Source organism: Bradyrhizobium sp. AZCC 2289 (genome assembly GCF_036924615.1).
Taxonomy (GTDB): Bacteria; Pseudomonadota; Alphaproteobacteria; order Rhizobiales; family Xanthobacteraceae; genus Bradyrhizobium.
This window is the reverse complement of the sequence record NZ_JAZHRY010000001.1, coordinates 7,476,998-7,502,310: the sequence shown is the minus strand read 5'-3', so window position 1 is coordinate 7,502,310 and position 25,313 is coordinate 7,476,998. Positions and strand designations below refer to the sequence as shown.

At 56.0% G+C, this 25,313-nt stretch carries 16 protein-coding genes and 5 pseudogenes; 8 read left to right on the top strand and 13 right to left on the bottom strand.

What is annotated here, in order from left to right; translation table 11 throughout:
* Nucleotides 1-405 precede the first annotated feature (405 nt).
* The 3 genes from V1289_RS35540 to V1289_RS35530 all read left to right on the top strand — a co-directional run bounded on the left by V1289_RS35540 (nt 406) and on the right by V1289_RS35530 (nt 4,295).
* On the top strand, nt 406-579 hold the full coding sequence (locus V1289_RS35540) for a hypothetical protein (protein ID WP_334403209.1): 174 nt from the start codon (nt 406-408) through the stop codon (nt 577-579).
* Nucleotides 576-3,026, top strand: a complete 2,451-nt coding sequence (locus V1289_RS35535) for an AAA family ATPase (protein ID WP_334403207.1) — start codon at nt 576-578, stop codon at nt 3,024-3,026. The genes V1289_RS35540 and V1289_RS35535 overlap by 4 nt, the downstream gene beginning before the upstream one ends.
* 162 nt (nt 3,027-3,188) lie before the next feature.
* Nucleotides 3,189-4,295: a nucleotide kinase domain-containing protein gene (locus V1289_RS35530; protein WP_334403205.1), complete on the top strand. Its 1,107-nt coding sequence runs from the start codon at nt 3,189-3,191 to the stop codon at nt 4,293-4,295.
* Here the strand turns inward: V1289_RS35530 and V1289_RS35525 are convergent.
* From V1289_RS35525 to V1289_RS35515, 3 genes are read right to left on the bottom strand one after another with little or no spacing between them, the layout of a single operon-like run.
* On the bottom strand, nt 4,245-5,918 hold the full coding sequence (locus V1289_RS35525; RefSeq protein WP_334403203.1) for a hypothetical protein: 1,674 nt from the start codon (nt 5,916-5,918) through the stop codon (nt 4,245-4,247). The two genes, V1289_RS35530 and V1289_RS35525, sit on opposite strands and share 51 nt — an antisense overlap.
* Before the next feature lie 9 nt (nt 5,919-5,927).
* Nucleotides 5,928-6,560, bottom strand: coding sequence for a hypothetical protein (locus V1289_RS35520; RefSeq protein WP_334403201.1), 633 nt, complete (start codon nt 6,558-6,560; stop codon nt 5,928-5,930).
* Complete coding sequence (locus V1289_RS35515; RefSeq protein WP_334403199.1) at nt 6,557-7,075, bottom strand: hypothetical protein; 519 nt, start codon at nt 7,073-7,075, stop codon at nt 6,557-6,559. Before V1289_RS35515 ends, V1289_RS35520 begins: the two co-directional genes overlap by 4 nt.
* Before the next feature lie 71 nt (nt 7,076-7,146).
* Between V1289_RS35515 and V1289_RS35510 the strand changes: the two genes are divergently transcribed.
* Together V1289_RS35510 and V1289_RS35505 are read left to right on the top strand one after the other, a co-directional pair.
* A complete protein-coding gene (locus tag V1289_RS35510) occupies nt 7,147-7,458 on the top strand; it encodes a hypothetical protein (RefSeq protein WP_334403197.1) in 312 nt (103 codons plus the stop codon).
* A 13-nt stretch (nt 7,459-7,471) separates the two neighbouring features.
* A complete protein-coding gene (locus V1289_RS35505; protein ID WP_334403196.1) occupies nt 7,472-8,626 on the top strand; it encodes an ImmA/IrrE family metallo-endopeptidase in 1,155 nt (384 codons plus the stop codon).
* Nucleotides 8,627-8,758: 132 nt separating this feature from the next.
* Here the strand turns inward: V1289_RS35505 and V1289_RS35500 are convergent, their stop codons facing one another.
* From V1289_RS35500 to V1289_RS35475, 7 genes and pseudogenes are all read right to left on the bottom strand, one after another.
* On the bottom strand, nt 8,759-9,694 hold the full coding sequence (locus V1289_RS35500) for a hypothetical protein (RefSeq protein ID WP_334403195.1): 936 nt from the start codon (nt 9,692-9,694) through the stop codon (nt 8,759-8,761).
* Nucleotides 9,695-9,738: 44 nt separating this feature from the next.
* Nucleotides 9,739-9,942 carry a DUF2188 domain-containing protein gene (locus V1289_RS35495; protein ID WP_334403194.1) on the bottom strand — a complete coding sequence of 68 codons (204 nt, stop codon included), beginning with the start codon at nt 9,940-9,942 and terminating at the stop codon, nt 9,739-9,741.
* 1,130 nt (nt 9,943-11,072) lie between these two features.
* The gene (locus V1289_RS35490; protein ID WP_334403192.1) at nt 11,073-12,917 is read right to left on the bottom strand and encodes a caspase family protein; all 1,845 of its coding nucleotides are present in this window, start codon (nt 12,915-12,917) and stop codon (nt 11,073-11,075) included.
* Between the two features lie 108 nt (nt 12,918-13,025).
* Nucleotides 13,026-13,564 (bottom strand): annotated as a pseudogene (locus tag V1289_RS35485) (IS5 family transposase); the annotation flags it as partial.
* 117 nt (nt 13,565-13,681) lie between these two features.
* Nucleotides 13,682-15,241 (bottom strand): caspase family protein, encoded by a 1,560-nt coding sequence (locus V1289_RS35480; RefSeq protein ID WP_334403190.1) that lies wholly within the window; start codon nt 15,239-15,241, stop codon nt 13,682-13,684.
* Between the two features lie 66 nt (nt 15,242-15,307).
* Nucleotides 15,308-16,024: pseudogene (locus tag V1289_RS49980) on the bottom strand (WD40 repeat domain-containing protein); the annotation flags it as partial.
* A gap of 23 nt (nt 16,025-16,047) precedes the next feature.
* Nucleotides 16,048-17,133, bottom strand: coding sequence for a WD40 repeat domain-containing protein (locus V1289_RS35475; protein WP_334403188.1), 1,086 nt, complete (start codon nt 17,131-17,133; stop codon nt 16,048-16,050).
* 828 nt (nt 17,134-17,961) lie between these two features.
* Between V1289_RS35475 and V1289_RS35470 the strand changes: the two genes are divergently transcribed.
* Nucleotides 17,962-19,905, top strand: a complete 1,944-nt coding sequence (locus V1289_RS35470) for a tripartite tricarboxylate transporter substrate-binding protein (RefSeq protein ID WP_334403185.1) — start codon at nt 17,962-17,964, stop codon at nt 19,903-19,905.
* 290 nt (nt 19,906-20,195) lie between these two features.
* Here the strand turns inward: V1289_RS35470 and V1289_RS49975 are convergent.
* A pseudogene (locus tag V1289_RS49975) lies at nt 20,196-20,425 on the bottom strand (PDZ domain-containing protein); the annotation flags it as partial.
* A 98-nt stretch (nt 20,426-20,523) separates the two neighbouring features.
* On the opposite strand from V1289_RS49975, the pseudogene V1289_RS49970 reads away from it, so the two are divergent.
* Together V1289_RS49970 and tnpC are read left to right on the top strand one after the other, a co-directional pair.
* Nucleotides 20,524-20,625: pseudogene (locus tag V1289_RS49970) on the top strand (caspase family protein); the annotation flags it as partial.
* Between the two features lie 88 nt (nt 20,626-20,713).
* A pseudogene (gene tnpC / locus V1289_RS35460) lies at nt 20,714-21,636 on the top strand (IS66 family transposase); the annotation flags it as partial.
* Nucleotides 21,637-21,710: 74 nt separating this feature from the next.
* Here the strand turns inward: tnpC and V1289_RS35455 are convergent.
* Together V1289_RS35455 and V1289_RS35450 are read right to left on the bottom strand one after the other, a co-directional pair.
* Complete coding sequence (locus tag V1289_RS35455) at nt 21,711-22,883, bottom strand: caspase family protein (protein ID WP_334403181.1); 1,173 nt, start codon at nt 22,881-22,883, stop codon at nt 21,711-21,713.
* Nucleotides 22,880-25,180, bottom strand: coding sequence for an Ig-like domain-containing protein (locus tag V1289_RS35450; RefSeq protein WP_334403178.1), 2,301 nt, complete (start codon nt 25,178-25,180; stop codon nt 22,880-22,882). The genes V1289_RS35455 and V1289_RS35450 overlap by 4 nt, the downstream gene beginning before the upstream one ends.
* Nucleotides 25,181-25,313 lie beyond the last annotated feature (133 nt).

The following is a 25,313-nucleotide window of genomic DNA, read 5'->3' as shown; positions in this document are numbered from 1 at the left end:
TTAAAATTATAGCTGGGGATCGCACAAACTCGCCCTAAAATAGGCGGCGTCATTGCCCGCCGAGTCGTAGCTGTCCAAATAGTGCAGGCGTTGATCATCGCTACACCGCCGTGATCATCTTTTCGATCCGTGTCTACGGATCAAACGACTCAATGTACTTGATGTTGCCCCTTCTGCGCTCATCGAAAGTTATGGAACAATCCGACTGACTGATGGCCTTGTTTTATTTGCTCATCAGTCGGCTACTAGCTTATCCACGATGTCTGTGGTTTTCTGAAAGATGATCTGGAGCGCGTTTTTCGTTAATGCCTCAACACGACGACCGATGACAAAAAGCCCAGATAGGCATCGCGTTCAGCGAACGTCGCCGATGGGTCGCGATCACGAAAAGGATATAATGGCGTTATGACAAGCCTTAAGCAGACCATCGTGGAGAAATTTCTCGCAGACCTCGCCGCGCAACAGTCGCTCGATGGGAAAAAGATAGAGACGCTACGGAAGCTCCTTGCGGAAAATCCGAAGGTGAAGACCGATGATTTCGTGAAGATATTCATAGGCGACGAGAGCGATGTCGCATGATCAAGTTAATCTCCGCTCATATCGAGGAGGTTCGCGGCATTCGAAAGCTCGACATAACCTTCGATCAAAAGAACTTCGCAATTTCAGGGCCCAACGGGTCGGGCAAGAGCGGTGTCATCGATGCCATCGAGTTTGGACTGACCGGGGAAATGGGGCGTCTGCAAGGGCGCGGCACTAAAGGTCTTTCCGTGGCGGAGCATGGGCCACACGTCGATAAAACCAAGTTTCCCGATGCGGCATTCGTCGAACTAAAAGTATACATCCCGGCGCTGAAAAAGGAAGCCACTGTCCATCGCAAGGTTTCCTCGCCAAAGAAGCCGAAGATCACCCCCAATGACGCCGACGTTAAGGCGGCACTCGCGGACATCGCCGCGCATCCCGAAATCACGCTCTCACGGCGTGAGATTCTCCGCTTTATCTTGGTCGAACCTACTGCGCGATCTGAGGAAATTCAGGCGATCCTGAAACTCGACGATGTGGGTCACATTCGCAGCACACTCAACACCGCACAAAACCGGCTCCAGACCCTGCACAAGGGCGCAGAAAGCAATGTCGGCGCGAGCCGCCAAACGTTGCAACGGCACCTCCAGATCGAGGCGTTTCAAGCGGCAGATGTGCTCGCGGCAATCAATGCGCGCCGCAAGACGTTAGGCCTTACCGCCATTGAGACGCTGGCGGCTGACACGGAGCTTGATGCGGGATTAACCGAAACAGGACAAACGCTTGAATTCAATAAGCAGTCGATGATGCGCGACCTCCATGCACTTGGAGTGGCTGTCGAGGCGCTTCCCCACAGCGGCGCTGATGTTGTCGCGATGTTGTTGGCGACGCTTGGCAAGCTGGAAGCTGATCCTTCGTTGCTGGATATTCTCCATCGGCGCGAGCTGATCGAAAAGGGCCTTAACCTCATTGATGGGCCGGACTGCCCGCTTTGCGACAAGCCATGGGACGACGAAGAACACCTTCGCGCGCACCTCGGAGCGAAACTCGCCAAATCGAATGAAGCGGCGCGACTGAGGGACACCTTGGTCGCGGCGGGAGGTGATCTCTCACGGGAGGTCACCAAGCTTTCTTCGCTTCTCGGTCCGATAATTCTTATCGCTACGAGTCAAGAAGACACTGCAACACGCGCAATCATCGAAGCCTGGGTCACGGATCTCGGACAGTTGAAAGGACGGCTGGCGAGTTTCGACGGCTTGTTGGAACTGAAGCCGCGTCTTGAGGCGGGCTGGTACTCGACGCCAAAGGACTTTGCCGCAAAGCTTGGAGCGTTAAAGAAAACCACCGAAGCCAAGCCGGACCAGACGGCAACGGTGGACGCCCGCACCTTCCTGTTGACGGCTCAGCTACGGTTGAATGATTACCGTAATGCGATGCGCCAGAACAAGCGCGCGGAGGCCGACAGCAAAGCCGCCAAGGCGGCCTATGACACCTATTGCGGTGCGATGGAGACGGAACTCAACGCGCTTTACGAAAGTGTTGAGAACGATTTCAGCGCGTTCTATCGAGCCATTAACGAAGGCGACGAAGTAAAATTTGCGGCCAAGCTCACGCCGAGTGAGGGCAAACTCGACTTCGCGGTGAACTTCTACGAGCGCGGTCTTTTCCCGCCCGCTGCGTTTCACAGCGAAGGCCACCAGGACGGCATGGGCGTATGCCTGTATCTTGCGCTAATGAAGCACCTCTTAGGCGATAGCTTCACGATCGCTCTCCTTGACGATGTCGTGATGTCGGTCGATACAGACCATCGCTACCAGTTTTGCAAACTACTCAAGGCCCATTTCCCGAACACGCAGTTCATCATTACGACGCATGATCGCGTATGGGCGGAGCAGATGCGTTCTGCGGGACTTGTAACGACCAAGACTTCCTTGGCCTTTCACAGTTGGACAGTCGACACCGGGCCGCTGGTCGAATCGAACGTCGAGATTTGGGATGACATCGCAGCGTCACTCGCAAAGGGCAAGGTCGAAGCCGCTGCTGCGGCCCTGCGGCACCATCTCGAATACGTCTCGCGGCTCCTTGCCAACGACCTCGGAGCGCAGCCGGTCTTTAAAGCCGATGGCAATTTTGAGTTGGGCGAGCTGATGCCAAGTGTACTCGTTCGGCTCAAGGATTTATGCGGCAAAGCCGCAGATGCCGCCCAGTCCTGGGGGCAAGAGACCGAGAAGCAGGCCGCGCTGGAGAGAAAATCGGCGCTTTCAAGCTGCAATGGCGCGGTTAGCGTCGAGCAATGGGCCGTCAACAAAGCCGTCCACTACAACGCGTGGGCAAACTTTGGGCGGAAGGATTTTGAACCCGTTGTAGCGGCGTTCCGGGAACTCTTGGATTGCTTTCGTTGTGGCGCGTGCGATACTTGGCTTCACGTTACCCCACGCGGCTCACCGGAGACGGTTCGGTGTTCATGCAACGAAGTCAGCTTGAACTTAAAACGAAAGGCGAAATAGCCGGCTTGTACACCACCATGTGGCGTCGACGTAGAATCCTGCCAATGGCGCGACATGAATACAACTGCAGCCAAGAATTTTCCGCAAGCGACGGCACCACTCTAGAAGCTGCCATCCGATCTGTGCTTAACAGAGTTGTCGCATCTGGATTCGCCCCGCTCAATGCCACCTGACCTCGCTCCACGACTTCCTTTTGAGTCCACGGCAAACGGCCGTAGCCGCTCCGATGGCACGGTCGTGGCAATAGGAAAACAACAATTGCGCGTCACGCCTGTTTTCGATGCCTATTGGCAGTTCGCAGCAGAGCGTCAGCGTATTTTCTTCAGGCGTTTGTCCGGGACATCCGGTGTCGTGACCGATGATCCCGTGCTGAGGCTCTTCAAATTCACTAATGCTTATCGCGCGTCTGACCGCGTCAGCCAGTACTTGATTCGCCATGTCCTCTATAGGAACGATCTTCCTTCGGATGAACGCAACATTTTCTTTCGCACGATCTTGTTCAAGTTTTTCAACAAGATCGAAACCTGGGAATATCTTGAAGCCGCGGTCGGCAAGATCACGTGGGAGGATTTCAGTTTCAAACGTTTCGACGCGCTTTTGTCGCGCCGAATGGCCGCGGGTCATCGTATCTATTCGGCGGCGTACATCATGCCGTCGGGCGGCAGCGTATTCGGACACAAATTTAAGCATCAAAATCATTTGCGCATGCTGGAGCACGTGATTGCCGAGCAATTTCCGGCCAAGTTTATTGCGTGCAAGACAATGGCGGCAGCATTCGCCTTGCTCCGAACTATCCCCTTCGTTGGTCCCTTTCTCGCGTATCAATACGCTACTGATCTAAATTATACCCCGTTGACCAGCTTCGGCGAGGATGAATTCGTCATGGCGGGGCCCGGTGCACTCGATGGCATCAGCAAATGCTTTGTCGGCGCCGGCGACGTGAAGTCTTCCGACATAATCCGCTACATGTTCGACAACCAGGAGCGGCACTTCAACGATTTGGACATTGAATTCCCCTCGCTCTGGGGGCGACCGCTACAGCTTATCGATTGCCAGAACCTGTTTTGCGAAATTTCCAAGTATGCGCGTGTGGCGTTTCCTGACTATTCCGGTGTCGCGGGGCGTACGCGCATTAAGCAGAAATTCCAGCCGACGGGCGTGCTACCTGAGCCCTTGTATCCGCCAAAGTGGAAGATTGATGCCCACGCTGTCCGGATTTCAGGGCAACATATCGGTCATGTCGGCGACGGCGGCCGCCGTGCAGGTTAATTCGGTCGGGCCGCAGATGAAGGCTACCTTGTAGTCGATTGCCTTGAGCTGCCACGCTTTCTTTTGAACTGTGCCTGTCGTCTTCACATAAATGACGTTTCCAGCACCTAATCTCACTTCAATCTCGGACCAAAGTTGCTCCGACTCCCTGTCTAACCCCAGGGCGTCGAGGATGGCACGCTTTGCCGCTGCGGTCTCGGCGACCCGATTTTGTCCTGCCGCCCAAGCCTGCTCGACAGGGCTAAGCACGAGATCCTCTGGAGCCGGCTGCAACATGGCAGCCCCCATTCCCAGCCCGACCGTGATGCCTTGAATTGCCGGGCACACGGCCGGTGTAAATGAAAGCGTGCGCGCATCTAGGTCAACGTGAACCGTACCTTGTTTTTCATTGGAAAGCTTGAAGAACATATCGCAACCGTCGAAAATCGCGTCCTCCCACTCCCAAAACGTGTTCTTCGCGACCTCGAGGCCGTCTACATAAGCGCGCAAGGTCTTCAGCAATTTGAAGTTGATAAGTGTGCGTTCTGGGAAAAGGCGCGTAGGCTTGCCGAGCACGCAGCGCCCTGCCGCCTTTGCTTGCTTATCGCCCTCCGTGTGAACGGCCTTGATAACGAGTTCTTCGACCACCTTGGCTCGGCCGCCATCTTCTACCTCGTCGACGCGGTCTGCACGGCTCTTGCGCTTTCGCTGCATCAGGCCCCGGACGACGGGAGACCATCCGAGGTGCGCGATCAGTGCAAGGTGAATGACATCGTGAAAGCGATAGCCGTCATCGTCATAGAAATTATCGGTCAAATCGTCGCCGAGGGGCCTGCCCTCAAAATACATCCGGGATTTCTGTGGCGCGATGCGCACAAAGGTCACGTCGAAGCTTCGCGGAAACTGCTCTTTAGGATCGCGGTCGTGATCATGTAACGGCGTCCGCGCACCGCGCGCCGAGCGGAAGCTGACTTTGGCGCAGTTAGTCTCCACGACGTCATCGAGTGATAGGTGGTAGAGGCTCGCCATGGCCGACAGATGCCACGCGATTTCACTGAGAACCACGTTGGCAGGTCGGTCGGCCACGTTCTTGTTCAACGTGATTTCCAGTTGCGGAAGCGTAACCCGCAAAAGCTCGGCGCCGAGCTGCCAAAGAAGCGCCAGGCACACTTCAAGCAATTCACGGCCGCCGGTTCGCGCTGTTTTGAAGGCGAGCTGTTGGTAGTCAGCGAACACGTAGTCGGCCCGCGTTGGAAACGCTTGGGCGCCTTCAAGGAATGCGCCGCGTTCCGCCGGATCAAGCGAGGTTGCGATAGTCTGCGCACGTTCGTCGCCGTTGCCGATTTCCGCGCGCACCGTGGCAATGTTGCCGGCAAGAAAATCGAAATAGCAACCGTTGATGACGCGCGCGATCGAGTAACAGTACCAAAGCGCGTCGCCAAGTTCCTCCTTGATTTCGTCATTTGGCTGGTCCCAACGGGTGTCTTCGCCGCCCTCTGCAAGAATCTTCTTTTTTACTGCCGCGACAAGCGAACCGATTTCACCGACGAGCCCGTAGAGCGCAATCGAGCGCTGCTCCTCCATCGGCTTCGTGCCGAATTGGCTGGTCGTTTGCACGAACACGTCATAGTCGATAGGGCGCATGTTCGTTCCTCAGTCTTTTTTTGTTTTCTTTTTCGGCCTGCTCTTGCCGATGAATTGCCAGTGCGCCGGCTCGCCGATGTAGCCTCGCGCGGGTAACGACTTGAGCCATGCCATTATCATGGCGACCTGGTCGTCATTGAATTTGCAGCGGTGCCCCGGCCCTTTCTTCAGAACGAAAGAAAGGTGATCGGGTACTTTGATGCCCTGCTGGCCCCAATACGCGAAGTCATGACCGATAAGAACGCGGTCGGTCGTGCCGGTGTCACGGTCCAGGTCGCCGAACGAAAGGCTTCCATCTTCCATGCTGTGAAACGAATCTTCCTGCTTGAAGTCTTCACCACCGTCATGGTGATAGATGTTGTCGCCGTAGCGCAAATAGGTGGTGCCGCCCATGACCGGTTTCTTCCGACGGAAGCGGTGATCCTGCCAGTAATCGTCGAAGGTGATCACCTCGTCGACTCGCATCCAGTATGTAAGGTAGCCGGTGAGCTTGGGGTCAGCGGCCCCGGTGCCGAGGATGTAGTCGCCCTCTTTTGCCCTTTTCCGAATTTGCGGCTTGCAGCAAGCAAGCGTGCAAGTGCCATGAAACGGATTGGGGGCGAAGCCGAGGTCGTGCTCGATGACGTACGAGTAAACGGTCATGCCGGCTTTGCCTTTTCATCAACGCACAGGTTGCGCTCCGTCTCGGGCGTGGGCAACGGTTCGCCGGTCGGCGCTTCGAAACAAAGCTCGTCATCATCGGCCGCCACCACGCGCAAGCGTTCGGCGTCAAAGCGAATGATCGAGTAAGCGTATTTCTTCATGGCTTCCGATGGCTCCGCAGGAGCGTCATCGGCATCCTCGGGCCAAACACAGACCGCCCGGCGGCCACCGCGCTGAGCGGCGGCAAGCTCGGCTTCCAGATTGGGGTCGGCGCACACGCTTGACGACGTCAGAACAAGAACGATTTCGTCGTCGCAACCAGGATCAGGCTCGCCGACCAGCGCGGAAACCTCGATTTCCTTGGGCTGGAACCCGGCCTTTGCTGCCAGCGCCTTCAGTTTCTCAATCTCATCCGCACTGAGAGCTTGGCTAAGTATCTTAACGCGACGCATTGGCGCCTCCATGGTCCTTAAAGTTGTGCGCGATTTTCTCACAGAAAGAAAGACCGCTCCCAATTTGGGACCATGAATTAGATTCTACTTGCCGTCAACATAAAAGCTCCCAATATGGGATCATGGAGATTCAGATGAGATTCGTGGGGCAAGTCGAGGTAGTGGCGTTTTTAGGCCAATGGCCCGCATACGGGGATACCGTTCGGGCGTGGGTTTCCGAGATCCGGCACGGGAACTGGCGTTCCGCGGCGGAATTCACCGTCGATTTCAAAAATGTCGATGTGTCGAACCTGCCCGCACTGGTTTTTTACCTGGCGCCGGGCGGGCTTCGCATCGACACCCTTATTAATTTTCGTACGGGCATCATCATGCTGATGGCGATTGAACCAATCGCCGCTTCGCGAAGTAACCAACTGCAACCGTGGAATACACAACGTGACTATTAAGCCGATACGCACAATGGATGACCTCAAGACGACGAAAGCCCGCTTGGCCAGTTTGTTGTCTGGCAACAGCGGGGAATACGACGACGAAATCGAAGTCCTTGCTACCCTGATCGAGCAGTTTGAAGAAAGAGCGGTACGTCTTAATTCGCCAGACCCGATCGCCGCGATTAGGTTTCGGATGGAAGAAAAAGGAATGTCACCGAGACAATTGGAGCCGTTCATCGGATCGAGGGCGCGCGTATCTGAGGTTCTGTCTGGCAAGCGCACGTTGTCGATGGATATGATCCGCTCACTCCATGAAGGCCTGGGAATTCCCTACGCCTCGTTGATCTCCCGCGCGAAACGAAGCGATGACGTTGACCAAATTTCCGGCGACGCCATTAAGCGTTTGAACACGCTCGGCTTCGCCTTGGAACGCGACGAGATACCGGCTTTCATTCCCTCCTCGCTTCAAACGGGAATGGCCTCGGCATTACTTCGCAAGACCCGAACCCAGCGTGCAGCGTCCAAAACCGATCAAGGCGCATTATTGCTTTGGCAGGCTGCCGTCTTGCAGAGAGCAGAAGCGGTCAAACCAAAGCGCGTGTTCGATCGAAGCCAACTAACGAAAGACAGCCTTCGGAAGTTGGCACGACTAAGCTCAAAACTCGATGGTCCTCGGCGGGTGTTTGACGCCCTTTCGAGTATTGGCCTCGTTGTTATCGTGATGCCGCCCCTGCCCGGAACCTTTCTTGACGGTGCGGCTTTGGTTAGCGCGTCGGGCGTCCCTATCGTTGGCCTCACCCTTCGGCATGATCGGATCGACAGTTTCTGGTTCACGCTCTTGCACGAGCTGTCCCATATATGCCTGCACTACGATATCCTGGTTGGTACCCATGTAGCATTCATCGACGATATGGACATACGCAGCGATGACGTGCAGGAGCAGGAAGCCGACGAACTGGCGCGAGACGCGCTTATCCCAGTGAATATTTTAGACCAGGTCGTCTGGAGCCCGGCGTCGAGTTACGATGATATCATTACCGTATCAACGCGAGCGCGCGTTCCGGTCACCGTTGCTGCTGGCCGCTGGCAGCGTGACCACCAAAACTACAAAAAGTTTTCTCGCCTTATCGATCGCACTTCATTGCGGTCCTTACTGCCTCCGACAACGCTTCCGGACGATTGAGAAATCGGTGATATTTAGCCACCGCTCAAAGGCTCGATGGCGATTCGACTGAGCCCACGCCTTGACCTTGATCGCAGGGGGACGTTTTGCACTGGATCTCGGGGTGATTGCGAAGACTAGTCGATAAAAGTTCTAGGCTTGCACCTCCTCGGTCGCTTCTCGCTTATCTCGGAACGGAGATACGATCACCTGAACCTGCTTCAGTCCCTTCGTAGGACCGGCGAAGTCCTTTTGTAGCTGAACTGCCGATGGCAACACGCTGTCGGGGTCGTAGATCAAGAAGAACACTCTATCGACTTCCGGGTTGGCTCCGTAGTTGACGAGATCATCCGCCAACTCTTGTTTGATTTTCTTCTGATCTTCGGCTTTCCGAACGTACTTTAACTCGATCATCGTGCGAAAAGACTTCAGAAAGAATTCGCAGCGCGTCGAGGACCCGCCAACCGAGGGATTCCACTCCTCGCAACGTATATCGGTGAAGTATGCCGCTAAAATCGATCGAAACAGATACTGGCAATCCCACTCGTTCTTGACATCGAAAGTGGCTCCATTGTGAGGGTGTTTCCTCAGAGCAAGAACAGACTCGTGAAAGCGGAGGGCAATTCGCTCAATGATCGAGAAGGTGTTCTCTTGTACCGCTTGCGTAATGTCACCCGGAGCGTTGCCAGAAACAAAATCAATGGCGTCGACAAAATACTGAGCGCGAGCCCGAGCCTGTGAAACCAGGAAGGGCGGCCCATCGACGTTATTGGTCTTCGTATAGCTATCAGCAGCGTCGTCGAGATCCGTTATCATCGACGCGGCAAACGCTCGAAACTCAGCAAGTTTCTCAGCGACATTGCGAGGCGAACTGAAATTTTCACCCGGAATCCGAACATCCGCTGTGAATTCTAATGAGTAATGATAAAGCGTTGGGATTATGGATTTGACGAGAGGATACCATGGTTCTCCCCTCGCAACGGCCATCTCCCTCAGTTCATTCATCAAATCGTTGAAGTCGTCGTGAATGCTTCTGCGGCCTCTGCGCAAATAATCAAGGGCGAACTGCGCCCACTCTAAGTCGTCCACGCTCCGCTTCTCCCATGGGAATTATTAGTTGATAAACGTGCTATTCAAATTTTCCGCCACTTATCGCGGCCCGGGCCGATGTCTCGCACGCGTTCGACATGGATCGTGGCGTCCGAATCCATTTCGCGGGCCCTCGCAATTCCATCTGCCTGCGTGTCTGTGACGGCGCTGGCACGATCGGCATTGGGACGACTGACGTTGTAGCGGCCGTCGTTGCGTTGCTCGATGAAGAATTCATTCTTGGGCACTTCAAATTCCTCCGGTTTTGATCTTTGGCAGAAACGCAATTGTTGGTTGCCGCAATGTTGAGATAGGTATCGCGGCCTAAAGTTCCAGCCATCTGCGGACGAACGAGCGCAAAGAACGGTTTTATTTCGCGCAAACGGCAAATGCCAAAGATTCCGTCGGTGCAAACTGCTGCCGCCCTCCGGCGGCAGTGCCGGTCGAACCAATCTCCGCCGATAATCTCTGCAAAACGGGAATATTCGCGGTTAGGCTCGGAGACTTTACCCGATTTCCTCCTTGAGTGCGGTAAACCGAGGCTTCGGAGACAAATTCAAATGCGCGAAAAGCCGGGATTTCCGGCCCATTCTCGCGTTTCTCGGGGAGCTTGGCCGAACGCCGGAATGCGTGGCTGGCGACGCAGTGCTGATCGCACCCGTCTCCACGCAAATTCCCTGCTAACAGGGAATTTTACAGGGAAGTTTGCGATTTGGAGGCCTAGGAACCGATTTCGTGTCAAAAAACCCCTGTGCTGCAGCGACTTTTCGCACAATTCCCTACGCAAATTAACAGGGAAAAAAATTTGGATAACAGGGACCGAAAATCCGAGAACAGGGAATTTCAGGGCCAGCGCTAAATCGCCTAAAGCCCTAATGCCCTATTGTAAGATTGTAAGCATCCATTTCTCGCACACTTGTTTCGTTAGGTTCGGACGCGATCTGTTCTCACCGACAATTTTTCAGGTGGAGGACGAGATGTCGCCAGTTCGCGAACCGTTACGGCGAGGCTTTTTGGCGGGAAAAACCATGGCCTGGCTTTAAAGTGAGCTCAATCAGCGTGAGTATCGATCGGCCTTTATTTGGTCGTTGGTTCTCGCACGGAAGCCGGAGTTGAGATCTGCCATCTGCGACGAACACGCTTCGCTGGCTTCGTTGAATTTCGCGTAGACCGCACGTACCGCGTCTTGCGCCTGCCGCAGGGACAGGCGGTTCCCGGGATGATTCGTGCAGGACGATCAGGGGTTCAAACCTCAGGTTCCATAACAACTGATCGGCGAAGGTCGTATGTCGGCCGGTGCACCTTGAATAATTGCGAGACCGCTTAGAAACACGGGGGACTGGGCGCAGTTAGATCCAAGCGATTAGAAATGAGCGGATTACTTCGCCGGCACAAAAAAGAAATCCTCCCGTCCGGGCAGCGAGCCATAGGTGTATGGCTCTTGACGGCCCGCGGTTGCCTCCATGACGTCGTCGCGTACAAGGCGGAAAATCTTATTAATTTCGACGCCGGGCGTGGCGATCCGCTGTACCATCGCGATCGCAAATGGCGAGTTGGGACCATCGCCATCGAGTGCTGTCTGGCCATCTTTAGCGGCGAACACCACCAGCGTCGGGCCGGTCCGCACTTCTACCCTGGCCAGGCCCCGACCGATTGATCGCGTACCGGTCCCCTCTCCAGAACGAGTATCCAACGCAACTGCGGCAGCCGCCTCTGTCTTTCGCATTTGCTGCATGAATGGATTGACGCGGCATGCATCGAGTAAGACGATCCTCAGTTTTTTTGCACCTTCGAGCGCTGCCAACACTTGCCCAAGTGGCACCGCCTCGAATTGCACATCGCGATCGGCGGCAAGTTTTGCCTCAACCGGGATCAGATAGTTTTGGCCGTTCAATTCGATGCCATGACCCGCATAATAGACCATCGCCCAATCCGCCGTTTCGGCTTCCTCAGCGAAGGCGCGCAAGCTGTCAACTAGCTTCTCACGTGTGGTATCGCTAGCCAGCGTTACCGAGTCAAACCCGATGTTGCGCAAAGACCCTGCGACCGCTTCGGCGTCTTTGTGTGGGTTCGCGAGCTCTGAAGCATTCTTGTAGGTAGCATTTCCGATGACAAGCGCAACGCGCCGGCCCTGCGGCGCGACGGGTGCAGAAACGTTGGGGACGACCGCTGACTTCGTCGGCAGGGAATTTGGCTTGGGAGCGACCAACGGTACCACCGGAAACGCAGGCTGTGGGAAGCCGGAATCCAACGCGGCTAGATGCGACCGCGAAATTGCAAGCGCATCGTCTCGTAAGTCGTAATAGCTTCTATCAGGCGAGGAAAGTGCATTGTTGAACTGCACTTCTGCGTTCCTGACGTCACCGCTTTTCTCGTATGTCAAACCCTTCTCTGCGTAAGCCGCGACATAGCCGGGAGATAACGCGAGCGCCTTATCAAAATCTGCAAGTGCCAATTGCAGATCGCCTCGATAGCGATAGATTCGGCCACGAAGAAGGTACCCGTTTTGGGACTTGGGAGACATGACGACCGCTTTGTTTAGATCATTTAGCGCCAGATCTAGTTGGCCTTTCGCGCGCCAGACATCTCCGCGCTGCATATAATAAAGCGACGTTTTCGGATCCAAGCGAATCGCCGTATTTATATCCGCGAGCGCTAGATCAAGTTCCCCTAGATTAGTACGCAGTACCCCTCTCGCCGAGTATGGAATAGGATCCTTCGGTCGTATTTTTATCGCACCATCGTAGTCGGCGAGGGCTTTAGCACTGTCCTTTTTTGCGTCCCAAAGAATCCCCCGCTCCATCAACGCGCCACTTTCCTGCGGAAAGTCACGATGCAGAGCGGTTAAATCAGCGATAGCCGTGTCAAAATCGTTGCAATCCTTTCGGAGCTGTGCGCGATACAGGCGACTATTGAAATTGCTAACTCGATCTCCACCTGGTGAAGTTATACTTTCAACGAGGGTAAAATCGGCAACGCCTAGATCACACCGCCGCAGACCTCGATAGGCAATTCCCCGGTTTAGCAAATAAGCGATCCGAAAAGCTGTGCTCAGATTGCTTTGTTGAAGAAGTTTGGTGCAAGCCTGAACTGCGACATCGTCTTTTTCTGCGTCGTTTTTGCAGGCGATCTGCAATGCATTTAAAGCGTTGGCAGTTGGGGCTGATGATAAAGTGACAAAAACAATAAAAGTTAACGCCGCACAAATTTGACCGATTTTCAAGGCTCGTCTCCATCAATGGGGAGTCGGGAAGCCCGCCCTTCTCTGTCTGGGCGACTTTGACATCAAAGCATATTTTCTGGGATAACTGTAGTGTGAGACCGGTGCAGGTTAGGCCGTAGACTCATAAGCTCGGAGCCACAGCCGCATCGAGGCGAGTTGGATCATTGCGAGGAAGTTGGCGGCGAGCTTGTCGTAGCGGGTAGCGACGCGGCGGAAGTGCTTCAGCTTCGAGAAGAAGCGCTCGATCAGGTTGCGCTCGCGGTAGAGGTGCTTGCTGAAGCAGGGTTTACAGCGCCGGTTGCTCTTGGGCGGGATGTTGGGCGTGGCGCCCTGGTCTTGGATCAGCTCACGGATGCGATCGGCGTCGTGGGCCTTATCCGCCAGCACAATGGTTCGAGGGACGAGATGGTCGAGCAGCGTGTCGGCGATCTGCCCGTCATGCGCCTGCCCTGCCGTCAGGCCGAGCCGGATCGGGAGCCCCTGCGCGTCGACGACGACGTGGATCTTGCTCGTGAGCCCGCCCCGGGAGCGACCAAGACAGTGATCTGCACCCCCCTTTTTGCCGTCGCGGCCTGCTGATGGACCCGAACGGAGGTGCTATCGATCATCTGGATGTCGCCGTCGTGCGCGACGGTGATGGCGTCCAAGCCAAAAGACCTTATGGGGAGGCGCTACCGTTCGCGAAGCGGGATATAGCAATCGGGAGTCCCTCAACGTCCCACATTTTCAGACTGTCACTTATCCCGCAGAGAAATTGGTTTGCGCTATTGAAGTCTCAGGAGCGCCTTCTCCTCGACGAAACCCAATTTCTGTCCGTCCTTGGCGACGAGCTGCCATCCGTTGGCACCTTCAAGGAGGGTGACGGTGGTGCCCGGCGGCAGATGCTGCACGACGGCGCCGCTTCGTGCGGCGGCTGCGTAGACATCTACCGGTAACTGGGAGACCACGACATGGGTCGGTTTGGTCGGGATCGGTGTCGAGGCGTTGGTCTCGGGGGCACCCGCGATCAGGACCGGGGTCCTGGAGACAACCGGGAAGCTGTTGCCGACGATCTTCATCTGCGGGATTTGGCGCATCTTGAACGCCTGGTAGCTGAGGTCCGGCACCTTCTGGTCGATGAAGGCAGCAAGCTCGGTGACCTCGATCAAGCCGTTGTTGTTGGTGTCGGCGCCGGACATTCCGTCCAACAAGGCATAGGTGAACACCCCGTGGCCGCGGTAGCCTTCCAGCGCCGGGGCGTCGTCGCTGGAGGCCGACAGCACCGTGCGTCCCATCGCCCGCGTCATCTTCTCCAGCGCCGCCACCCGCTCGATGCCGCGCTGCTGGACCCGGTCCCCGGTCAAAGATCCACTCTCGCAGGTATCGTAGAGCAGGATGCTCTTGCGGGCCGGAATCTTGGCGAACCAGGCCTGAAAACGGTCCTGGTCGATCCCACGTTTAGCGATTGAGTTCTCGTCTTCGTAACGGAAGTTCTGCGGCAGGAAATGGTAGCGGCCGTCGACCGTCTTGCCGTGGCCGGCCAGGAAGAACACGAACACGTCCCGGGGATGGACCTTGCGGCTGACCTCCGCGAATACCTTGTCGAGATTATCGATGGTGACCCCATCGTCCAGCACCGAGGTGACCTCGACCGACTGGTATAGGGAGGCACCTGCCTTCTTCATGGCCTCGCCCAACGCCTTGGCATCCGGCACCGCGAAGGACAGCTTCAGACGGCTGTCGTAGTAGTCGTTCACCCCGACCGCCAGCACATGCAGCTTCGGCGGCGTAGCGCTCTTCTCGCCATCCCACTTCAAGATCACCTCGGCAGGATCGGAGGCGATCAGGTCACGGCCGTTATAGGCCACGACCTCAATCCTGTTCTCACCGGGCTCCAAGGACAGCGTCCGCTTCACCGTCACTGCCGGCCGCGAGGTCACCGGCGATGACGCCGTCCCCTCTGGCAGCCGCTCCAGGCCGCGGGATTCTATCCCCAGCGTCACGCCATTGACGCGCCACTCGATCTTGCCGATCCCGCCGCCGTTCTGTTCGGCGATTGCGGCTTCAACCGTGACCTCGTCGTTGGCGACATTCCCCGCCGGCGTCACGATCGACACCTTCGGCGCACCGCCGCTTGCCATCACCTTGTTCAGATCGAGCCTTGCTGCAGCCTCGCGAACCAGCCCTTTGGGATCTCCCGCAAGTTTCTCCCGGACCAGATCGGGCCGGTACAAAGCCTGGTAAACTTGGTCGATCGAATAGACCTCAAGGCCCCGGACCACGTTGAGATTTTGTGCAGCCGCGGAGGACGATGCATCGAAAAAGCCCTCTGGCGTGATCGTCAACCACCCCCCGCCGGGAAATGATATCATTGTTCCAAGGAGGGCTCGCGTCTCTTTGTCCCATACCTTTGTTGTGCCGTCCCAGCTCCCAGAAACGATCCTTTCACCATCGGGCGTAAAAGCTACCGACGCGATCGTACTGCCGTGACCTCTGAAGGCCCCGAGTGAAATGCCAGTGTGAGCATCCCAGAGTCTGATAGTACTGTCGCCCCCGCCGGACAAAACTTCCCGACCGTTTGGCGAAAATGCGACAGCTTGCACGCCAGCATTGTGACCAACAAGGGAAGCCAACCTGTTACCATTTCGGAAATCCCACGTTTTTACGACGCCGTCACGGCCTCCTGAGGCGACCGTTTGGCCATTCGGGGATGCGGCAATCGCAGAGACGTAATCTTTATCTGCTGAAAAACGGCGGATACTGCGGGCTTTAGACACATCCCAAACTTTAATCTGGCCGTCCCCGCCGGCGGATATCACTAGCCGGCCATCCGGCGAAAACGTTACGGCATAATCCGATTCTGCTCCCGTTTTAAACGAGCGCATTTCCCGATTGTCTCCGACACTGAAGATCTTAATCGCATTATCCCAACCTGCGGATGCCAAGCGGCGCCCATCTGGGGAAAAAGCGACAGCACTAATCCATTTCGCATGAGAATTGTAGGCCCGGAGCTGTTGCCCACTTTGTACATTCCATATTCTAACAGCATTATCGCCACCGCCGGAAACAAGGAGCAGCCCATCAGGCGAAAACGTAAGGGACGCAATGCCCCCTTCTCCACTCCTCAAACGTCTAATTTCTTGTCCGGTGCTCAAGCTCCACAGTCCGAATGAACTATCCTGCCCCCCCCCGCAGCGATCTCACCGTTTTGAGAAACGGCAACCGATGTTACAGATTTCACAAGCCCCGAAAGTTGTCTGAGTTCACTTCCCGTGTTCGGATCCCAGATTTTAGCAAATTGGTCATCACTTCCGGAAATCAATCGTTGGCCGTCGGGAGAAAACCTCACCGACCAAACTGTCCCTGAATGCCCGGTTAGTGAACGGACCTCGCGTCCACTCTCAGCGTCCCACACTTTGATGGTTTTGTCGTAACTAGATGATGCAATCTTTCGTCCGTCCGGCGAGTACGCGCCCGACGGCGCTTCTTCTGAATGGCCGCTTAAAGTAAACAACGACTGTCCTGAAACAATATCCCAGATTTTGAGCGTTGTATCACTGCTTGCCGAGAGAACCCGTAAGCCGTCAGGTGAAAACTCTACTGAATTGATGCTGCCAGAGTGCCCAACGAACCTTTGAAGTTCCCGTCCGTCCTCTACGGCCCACAATCTGACTGTGTCATCGATACCACCTGATACAATTTTATTGCCCTCCGGCGAAAAGCGGACGCTGCGAACCCCGTAAGTATGACCAACAAGAGTTCTCAACTCCCGACCACTTGCAACGTCCCAAATTTTTACGTTCTTATCACCGCCCCCCGAAACGACCTTTAGGCCATCAGGAGAAAACGAAACACACTTGACGACATCGGTATGCCCTACGAGAGTCAGAAGCTCGATACCGGACTCGACGTCCCATATCTTGATTGTTTTATCGTCGCCAGCCGACACAAGCTTTCTCCCGTCCGGCGAGAATTCAGCAGCGTTGATATCGCCAGAATGCCCAATAAATGAACGAAGCTCTCTGCCAGTGGCGACATCCCAAAGCTTGATCGCTTCACTACTCCCCGTCAAAGCCCTTTTGCCGTCCGGCGAAAATGCAACGTGCGTTAAACCTGACTGATTGCCAAGCTGAGGAGAGACCTGAATTGAAAGTGGAGCATTTTCGGCTAAGGCGTCCGTACAATTCAGTTGCGCAATTAACGCAAGCGAAGCGACGACCCCGAGAATGTACTGCATAGTCCAACTCATCTAAGTTAATCCCTGCTCCCGGGAGCCGCTCCCCTTAAGGGACAGTCTTTGGACTCTAGCGAATCGGAAAACCGTAATATTCTTGCCCCCGACTTTATGCATATGAACTCCTGAAATGAAGTGAACCAGAACCGGGCATTGGAGCACACCGCCTTTGGACAGTTGAAAAGCAACCGCCGCGCCGATCAGTCCAGTCTTCCTTACGGCTGAAACGCCCTCGAGGCCGAAATCGTCTGGCTGATGTAGTTGCCAAGCCAGCCCGCGCAACGGATGCTGCAGCCGCCCCGATCAATCTCCATCTCACCGCGACAATCCGGTCGCAGGTATACTCGATATCCCAATAGCGGCCGCGATCCAGAAAGGTGCCTTAAGCGCGGACCGAGGCGACAAACAGCAACGAGGCCGGCAACAGCAAGTTCTTAACAGCTTTCATTGTCTCTCCCGTAAGCTGGCTGTCAACCCCGGCCTAATCAGTGTAGTTTCCGTTGATAAAGAGCGAGGGTCCGACTCTGCGATCCCTTTGGCGACCTCCAATCGGATTGGAGCCGTTGCTGTAGTCCCGCCCCTATGCGCTGCTCGACGCGCTCGAATTTGTTCGATCTGTTGCGTTTTCGTTCAGAAGTACAACTGCGGAGGTGAGAGTCGCTCTTAAGTAACTTGGGCATCAGCAGCCGCAGCATGTTGAGCCAGGTTGCTTTCACCCCGTCGAATAGCTTTCTGCAAGAGGCTCAGTCCTCTCACTGACGGTAGTATATCAATTGCGGAGGCCAAAATCTGCAGTTATGTTGGGAGATTGGGTTGATTGGGGGACGCGATATGAGGCTTTTTGTAGCACTGTTCGCTCTGGTTGCTTGCCTCCTGGCGTTTACTCACCCCTCCCGGGCCGAAACCCGCGTTGCACTGGTCATTGGGAACGGGGCTTACCTGAATGTGTCCCGATTACCCAATCCAGCGAACGATGCCGCCGACGTGGCTGCGGCCTTGCGGCATTCGGGTTTCGACACGATCCTCGCGGTCGATCTCAACAGGTCCGGGATGGACGACGCAGTGATCAAATTCGCAAGGGCCGCGCGTACTGCCGATGTTGCCATGTTTTATTATAGCGGGCATGCACTCCAATTTGGGGGTGTAAACTATCTCGCTCCGGTCGATGCAGATTTGAAGGATGAGGCGGACTTGCGCCGGATGACTCGCGTCGATGAGATTGTATCGGATTTGCAGCAAGCAAAGAACCTACGAATTCTAGTGCTGGACTCCTGTCGGGAAAATCCGCTTGCGGATCAACTGAAGCGTTCCATCGGCTCAACCAGGGCACTTCCGCTTCAGCGGGGTCTCGCCAGAATTGACAGCCCACAAGGCATGATTGTGGCGTACGCTACGCAAGCCGGTCGGACTGCTGAGGACGGCGTTGGCCGGAATAGCCCATACACCGCCTCATTTCTCAAACACATTGAGGAGCAAGAAGAAATCGGAACTATCTTCCGGCGTGTCAGTTCCGACGTCTATGAAGCGACCAAGCACGAGCAACTCCCGGAACTCTCGTTATCGCTGATTGGCGAGTTCTATCTCCGAGGCCGATTGGACATTAAAACCCCTGTCACGGCCCCCACCGCTGATCCTTGCGCCGCCGCCCGCGATCATTGGAAAAGTGCCGAAGCGATGGGGACAGTTGCGGCTTTGAAGGATCACCTTACGCGCTTTCCCAATTGTGCATTCTCCGGTCTCGCAAGTGCCCGTGTCCAAGATTTAGAAACTAAGATGGCAGCCGTAGTGCCTACACAACCGATCGCACCGTCGCCGATGCCGGGCGATGTATCGGGCGTTTTCACGACACGCCTTGTGGCGACGGGTGCTGGTCCAGGCACGCCACCTCCAACTAGTTTTCCTAATAGGCCAGTGAAACTCATCGTTCCGGGTGCACCGGGTGGTCTAACTGACGTCACCGCGCGAACCGTCGGCGAACATATGTCAAGAACTTTAGGCCAGCAGGTAGTAATTGAAAACCGACCTGGAGCGTCTGGCTCGCTCGGTATGACGTCGGCCATGAAAGCTTCTGCCGATGGTTACACGCTTGTGGTTGGGACCTCGGGTGTCTTCGTAGCTGGGCTGTCTCAGAAGACTTTTGATCCTGCCGCTGGGTTCGATGCCGTCGGACTAATCGGCGCTTCTCCAATCGTAGTCGCAGCAAAAAGGGATATACCGGGAAACGATCTCAATTCATTGCGCTCCTATCTAGCGAACGGGAGCCACAGTTTTGGATCAAGTGGGATTGGGTTGTTAAGCCATATCGCGTGCCAGCAGTTCATCGCGGCGATCAAGGTAAACGCTACCCACATTCCATTCAGAGGGACGGGCCCAGCAGTTAGCAGTCTGTCCAGTGGAGACACAGACTTCATGTGTGATTTCGCCGGTGCTTTTGCTGCGAACAGCAACGTTAAGGTTATTGTGACCGCCAGCACCGAGCGCCTTCCGTCACTGCCAAACGTACCAACTACCGCCGAAGCCGGTTTGCCGAACTTCCGAATTTCGTTATGGTCCGCACTATTGGCCCCTAAGGGCACGCCAACGCCGGTGATCGAAAAACTCAATTTTGCATTGGTCCAAGCGCTCGACGACGCGCCGACGCGCGAAAAACTGCGGCAAGCAGCTGTCGATGAAATGCCGACTGCCACTCAACGCTCTCCTCAGGCAGCAAATGCCTTCTTGCGTGCCGAGGTAGCGAAGTGGACTCCGGTCATAAAGGCAGCCGGTATCAACTGATCGGCAGCTTACTCCGACGGCTGAGTGATCCAATCGAGTTGAAAAATATGCCCTCGGATTGCCGCCTCGTTTCAAATCGATTTCCATTTCGAGTGCGACGAAAGGGCCAAATTTCCGAAAGGGGTTCATTTGCGTCGATTTTGTCGCGGCCGCCTTTCCGGGCCTGACCGCCGGCAGCGGTCGATTTCTACAACCCCCGATCGTCGGCCGAACGTCCCGCCTCCCATTTGGCGAACTTCAAAGGCGTCCTTCAGGTCGACGGCTAGCCCCCGTAGCACTTTGAGACGACCTTAAATCACGGGCACGGCCACAAACCGCGATGTCCCGTCAGTTTTTACTCTCATTAAGATGCTTCGCTTGTTAGCTTGTTACCTTTGCGGACGCTGTCAATTGCATTTGCGACGTCTGCCGGACTCCTGACGGATTTTCCAGCCATCTCCAAAATAATGTCGCCCTTTTTGATGCCGCGTTCAGCGAATGGGCTGTTAGGGTCAACTTCGGTAACAATGACACCTACCTTCTCAGATTCTCGCAAGTCATAGTCTAAGGCAGCAAAGCTAGCGCCCGAAAAACCGCCTACAAGCGGTAGAGCGCGGGTTCTCCCGGGTTGAGCCGTCGGACAACGTTCTTGTAGCATATGCCGCGCGTGACGGAACCACTGCTCAAGACGGTTCCGGTCGAAATAGTCCCTTCACTCAGTCACTTTTGAGAAACATTACAACGCCGGGGCAAATCAGGCCGATAAAGAAGCCTCGCAAAGCGGATGTAAGATTATCGATTTTCGATACAACAATAAAATGGACCAAACTTCCCTCAAGCCCGGCCGACGCTCGCCAACTGGGTCGGCGGAGCCGTTTGGTGGCTGGAGCCGCTACAGGCCCGCCTCGCAGCGCATGTATTTGGATCAACCAAGCTGTTTGCCGACGACACGCCGATCCCCGTGCTCGATCCCGGCCGCGGCCGCACCAAGACCGGCCGGTTGTGGGTCTATGCGCGTGACGATCGACCCTGGTCCGGGCCCGAACCGCCGGCCGTCGTCTACTTCTACAGTCCTGACCGAAAGGCAAAGCGTCCTGCGGCCGACCTCCAGGACTTCCGTGGTGTGCTGCAAGTCGACGGCTATGCTGGCTTCGAGCGGCTGACCGCGCCGGGCGACATCGTACTGGCAGCGTGCTGGGCCCACGCACGACGCAAGTTCTATGACCTGCACGAAGCGACCGGTTCACCGATCGCTGCCGAAACCTTGCGGCGGATCACCGAACTCTATGCAATCGAAAGATCGATCCAGGGCCACACCGCAGATGCGCGTCGGCATGTTCGTAAACCAGCGCCCGGCCGCTCATCGACATGATGAAGCCCTGGTTCGAAATGGAGCTTAGTCGCGTTCCACCTGCCGGGTCCCTCGCCGAGGCCATTCGCTATGCTCTCGCGCGCTGGCCAGCCCTTACCCGATTCCTCGATGACGGTCGTGTCGAACTCGACAACAACACGGTCGAACGCGCCATCCGCCCCATCGCGCTGGGCCGCAAGAACCACCTGTTCGCCGGATCCGACGGCGGCGCGGCCCGCTGGGCAGTCGTCGCTTCGCTGCTAGCCACTGCAAAACTTAATGATGTCGAGCCGTTCGCCTACCTCAAGGACGTACTGGAACGTATGTCCAACGGCCATCCGATGAGCAAGCTCGACGACCTCCTCCCCTGGAATTGGACCCCTTCAACCCCCAAAATCTGACCGACGTGTAAGAAATGGACGCTTACGCAAAATCGCAAAAAATGAAAGCGATTTGAAAAGGAAATCCAACACGTTCACTGCACCGGCGCGAGACTGGCGTGAGCAACATATCCCAAGGCCCTCCCCTCTCTAGCGATCAGATCCCACCCGTTTGCGCTCTTCATAACCACGACCAACGTTCCGAAGTTTAATCGATGGACCGCAATTCCCTTGGCCCCGTCACCAACGATACTTTCGAAGACATCTGCCGGCGAGGTCGTGATGACAACGTGGGTCGGTTTGGTAGGAATAGCCAAGTCGCTCGTCCCGCCGCCCGTGGCCGCGTTGGCTAAGGCGGCGTTGCTCGCCGTCAGTATAGTTGTTTTATTTGTGAGCGCGAAGTTATTACCGACGATGTTCCGCTGCGGGATCTGACGCAGCTTGAATGCCTCGAAGGAGAAGTCGGGGACCTTCTGGTCGATGTAGTCGGCAAGCTCGGAGACTTCGATCAGCCCGTTCTTGTTGACGTCGGCCTGCTCCAACGCATCCAGCAGCGCATAGGTGAACACCCCGTGGCCGCGGTAGCCCTCCAGCGCTGGGGCATCGTCCGTTGTCGCGGTGAGGAAGGTTCGCCCCGTCGCCCGGGTCATGCGGTTGAGCGCGCCCAGCCGCTCGTCGATGTCGCTACCCCTCGCCTTGGTGCCGGTCAGCGAGCCGCTCTCGCAAGTGTCGTAGAGCAGAATGCTCTTGCGGGCGGGGATCTTGGCGAACCAGGCCTGGAACTTGTCCTGGTCCATGCCGGTCTTCTCGATCGAGTCCTCGTCCTCGTAGCGGAAGTCCCTGGGCAGGAAGTAGTAGCGGCCGTTCTTAGTCTTGCCGTGCCCGGCTAGGAAGAACACGAACACATCGCGGGGCTGCGCCTTCTTGCCCAGCTCGGTGAACACCTTGTCCAGATTGGCGATGGTCACGTCGGTATCCAGCACCGTCGTGACATCGACCGCGGCATAGAGCCCGGTGCCGGCCTTGCGGAAACCCTCGGCAATCGCGGTAGCATCCGGCACCGCATAGGACAGCCTGAGCCGGCTGTCGTAATAATCGTTCACCCCGACCGCCATCACATAGAGCTTGGGCGGCGTGGCGGTCTTCTCGCCGTCCCAGGTCACGGTCACCGAGGCCGGCTCCGAGGCGATCAGGTCCTTCGCATTATAGGCCAGCACCTCAATTCGGTTCTCGCCACGCTCCAGCGCCAGCGACCGCTTCACCGTCATCGTCCTTCCCGCAGACACAGCCGTCTCGACCCGATGCCTGATGTGACGCTATTGACCCGCCACTCCACCTTGCCGATGCCGCCGCCTTGATCGGACACCGTCGCCTGGATCACGACCTCGTCCGTCGCCGATGACGTTCCTGCAGCAGGCGACGCAATTGCCACCTTCGGGGCCGAACCGCTCGCCATTACCTTGTTCAAGTCAAGCTTGGCTGCTGCAGCCTTCACCTTACCGTCGGGGTCGCCCGCTAGCTTCTCCCGCACCAGATCTGGCCGGTACAGCGCATTGTAGGCCTGGTCGATCGATGACACCTCAAGGCCACGGACGACGCTCAGATTCTTAGCCCCCTTCGGGGACGACGTATCAAAAAATCCCTCGGGCGTCAGAAACACCCATTCGCCGTCCATGAAAGAAACTGCTGTCCCGATCAGGGCACCGCTACTAGCGTCCCACAATTTTGTGGTTCCATCCCAGCTTCCGGAGTTGATCCATCGACCGTCCGGAGAAAAAGCCAGCGTCGTTACCGACGCGGCATGCCCGATGAGGGTTCGTAGTTCGCGCCCACTTTCAACATCCCAAAGCTTGATAGTGCTGTCATCACTTCCCGAAGCAATCCATCGACCATCGGGCGAAAACGCCGCGCAATTGACGTTACCGCTGTGTCCTGAAAACGTACGAAGGTCTCGGCCGCTTTCGACGTCCCAAAGCTTGACAGTCTTATCCCAGCTTCCGGACAAAAGTCGCTGGCCATCGGACGAAAACGAGAGGTAGGAAACCGATTCAGTGTGCCCTTTCTGATTGCGAAGCACCCGTCCACTTTCGGCATCCCAAAGCTTCACAAGCTTATCCACTCCCCCCGAAGCGACGCGCCGGCCATCAGGCGAAAACGTGACTGACATAACTGCGATAGAGTCGGTCTTTTGGTTGCGGATTTCGCGTCCACTCTCAGCGTCCCAAATTTTGGCGGTCTTATCCCAGCTTCCCGATAGAATTCTCCGCCCATCGGTCGAAAATGCCAACGACTGAACCCAACCCGCATGTCCAACGAGGGTACGAAGTTCACGCCCCGAAGTGGTATCCCACAGTTTGATAGTTCCATCGTTGCTTCCCGACAGCATCCTTTGACCGTCGGTCGAAAGCGCCGCCGAACGAACGTCTACATGCTTATTGAAAGCAATAAGCTTGCCTCCGCCATCGGCATCCCAAAGTTTCAGGACGCCATCGTCGTTTTCCGAGATGATCCGGCGACCGTTGGCCGAGAATGCTACGGCAAGGATAGTGTCGGTTTGTCTTTTGAAGGTGTGGAGTTCGCGCCCGCTATCTGGATCCCACAGCTTGATAATGTTGTCCCAGCTTCCGGACACAAGCCGACCATCGGGCAAAAATCCCACTGCACTAACCGTACTGGTGTGCCCGGTGAATGTGCGGAGTTCAAGCCCGGTGCCGGCATCCCAAAGTTTGATGGTCTTATCCTCACTTCCCGACATGATCCTCCGGCCATCAGGAGAAAATAAAACCGATGCTATTTTTGCAGCGTGGCCTTTGAAGGAACGGAGTTCACGACCCGTCTCGGTGTCCCAAAGCTTGATGGTCTTATCCCAGCTTCCTGATACGACCCATCGAGCATCAGGAGAAAACGACACCGACGCTATTTTATCGGTGTGCCCTTTGAAGGTGCGAAGCTCGCGACCCGTATTTGCATCCCACAGCTTGATTGTATTATCCCAGCCGCCAGATAGAATTCGTCGACCATCTCGCGAGAACGCCACGCTCCTGACATAGCTAGTATGGCCCGACAAAGTTCGAAGCTCCCGTCCGCTTTCAGAATCCCAAAGTTTAATATTTTTGTCGTCGCTTCCTGACACAATGAAGCGACCATCGGGCGAAAATGCCACGGAGTTCACTTCATAAGCGTGGCCTTTAAAGGTGCGGATTTCGCGCCCAGTCTCTATATCCCAAAGCTTGATGGTGTCATCGCCGCTGCCGGAAATGATCTGCCTGCCATTGGGTGAAAATGCAACGGAACTGATATTGGAGGAATGCCCAGCAAACGAGCGGACCTCGCGTCCACTTTTGCTATCCCATAGTTTGACTGTATTGCTTCCGGACGCGATGAAACGGCCGTCCGGCGAAATTGCAACGCCGTAAACCGTCCCCCCAGGCCCCAGCTGCGGAACGATTTCTACGGGGGCCGAGGGAACTTGCGCAAAGGCATTCTGCGCAAAGATAAATAAGACTGCGAGAGGTAGAACGAACCTAAAAGATGATGTTCGGAACCGGTTTCGTTCGGAGGGCATTCAGAGCTCCTGCAATCGGGAAATGGCAATCAATTGGCGATGCGCAATCAACTCCAAGCTTGGAGCTCTCACTGCTGTTTCAAATTTTGGTCGTTCGGGTGTCCTTCCAGGGATTCTTCTCCAGCGACTGCCG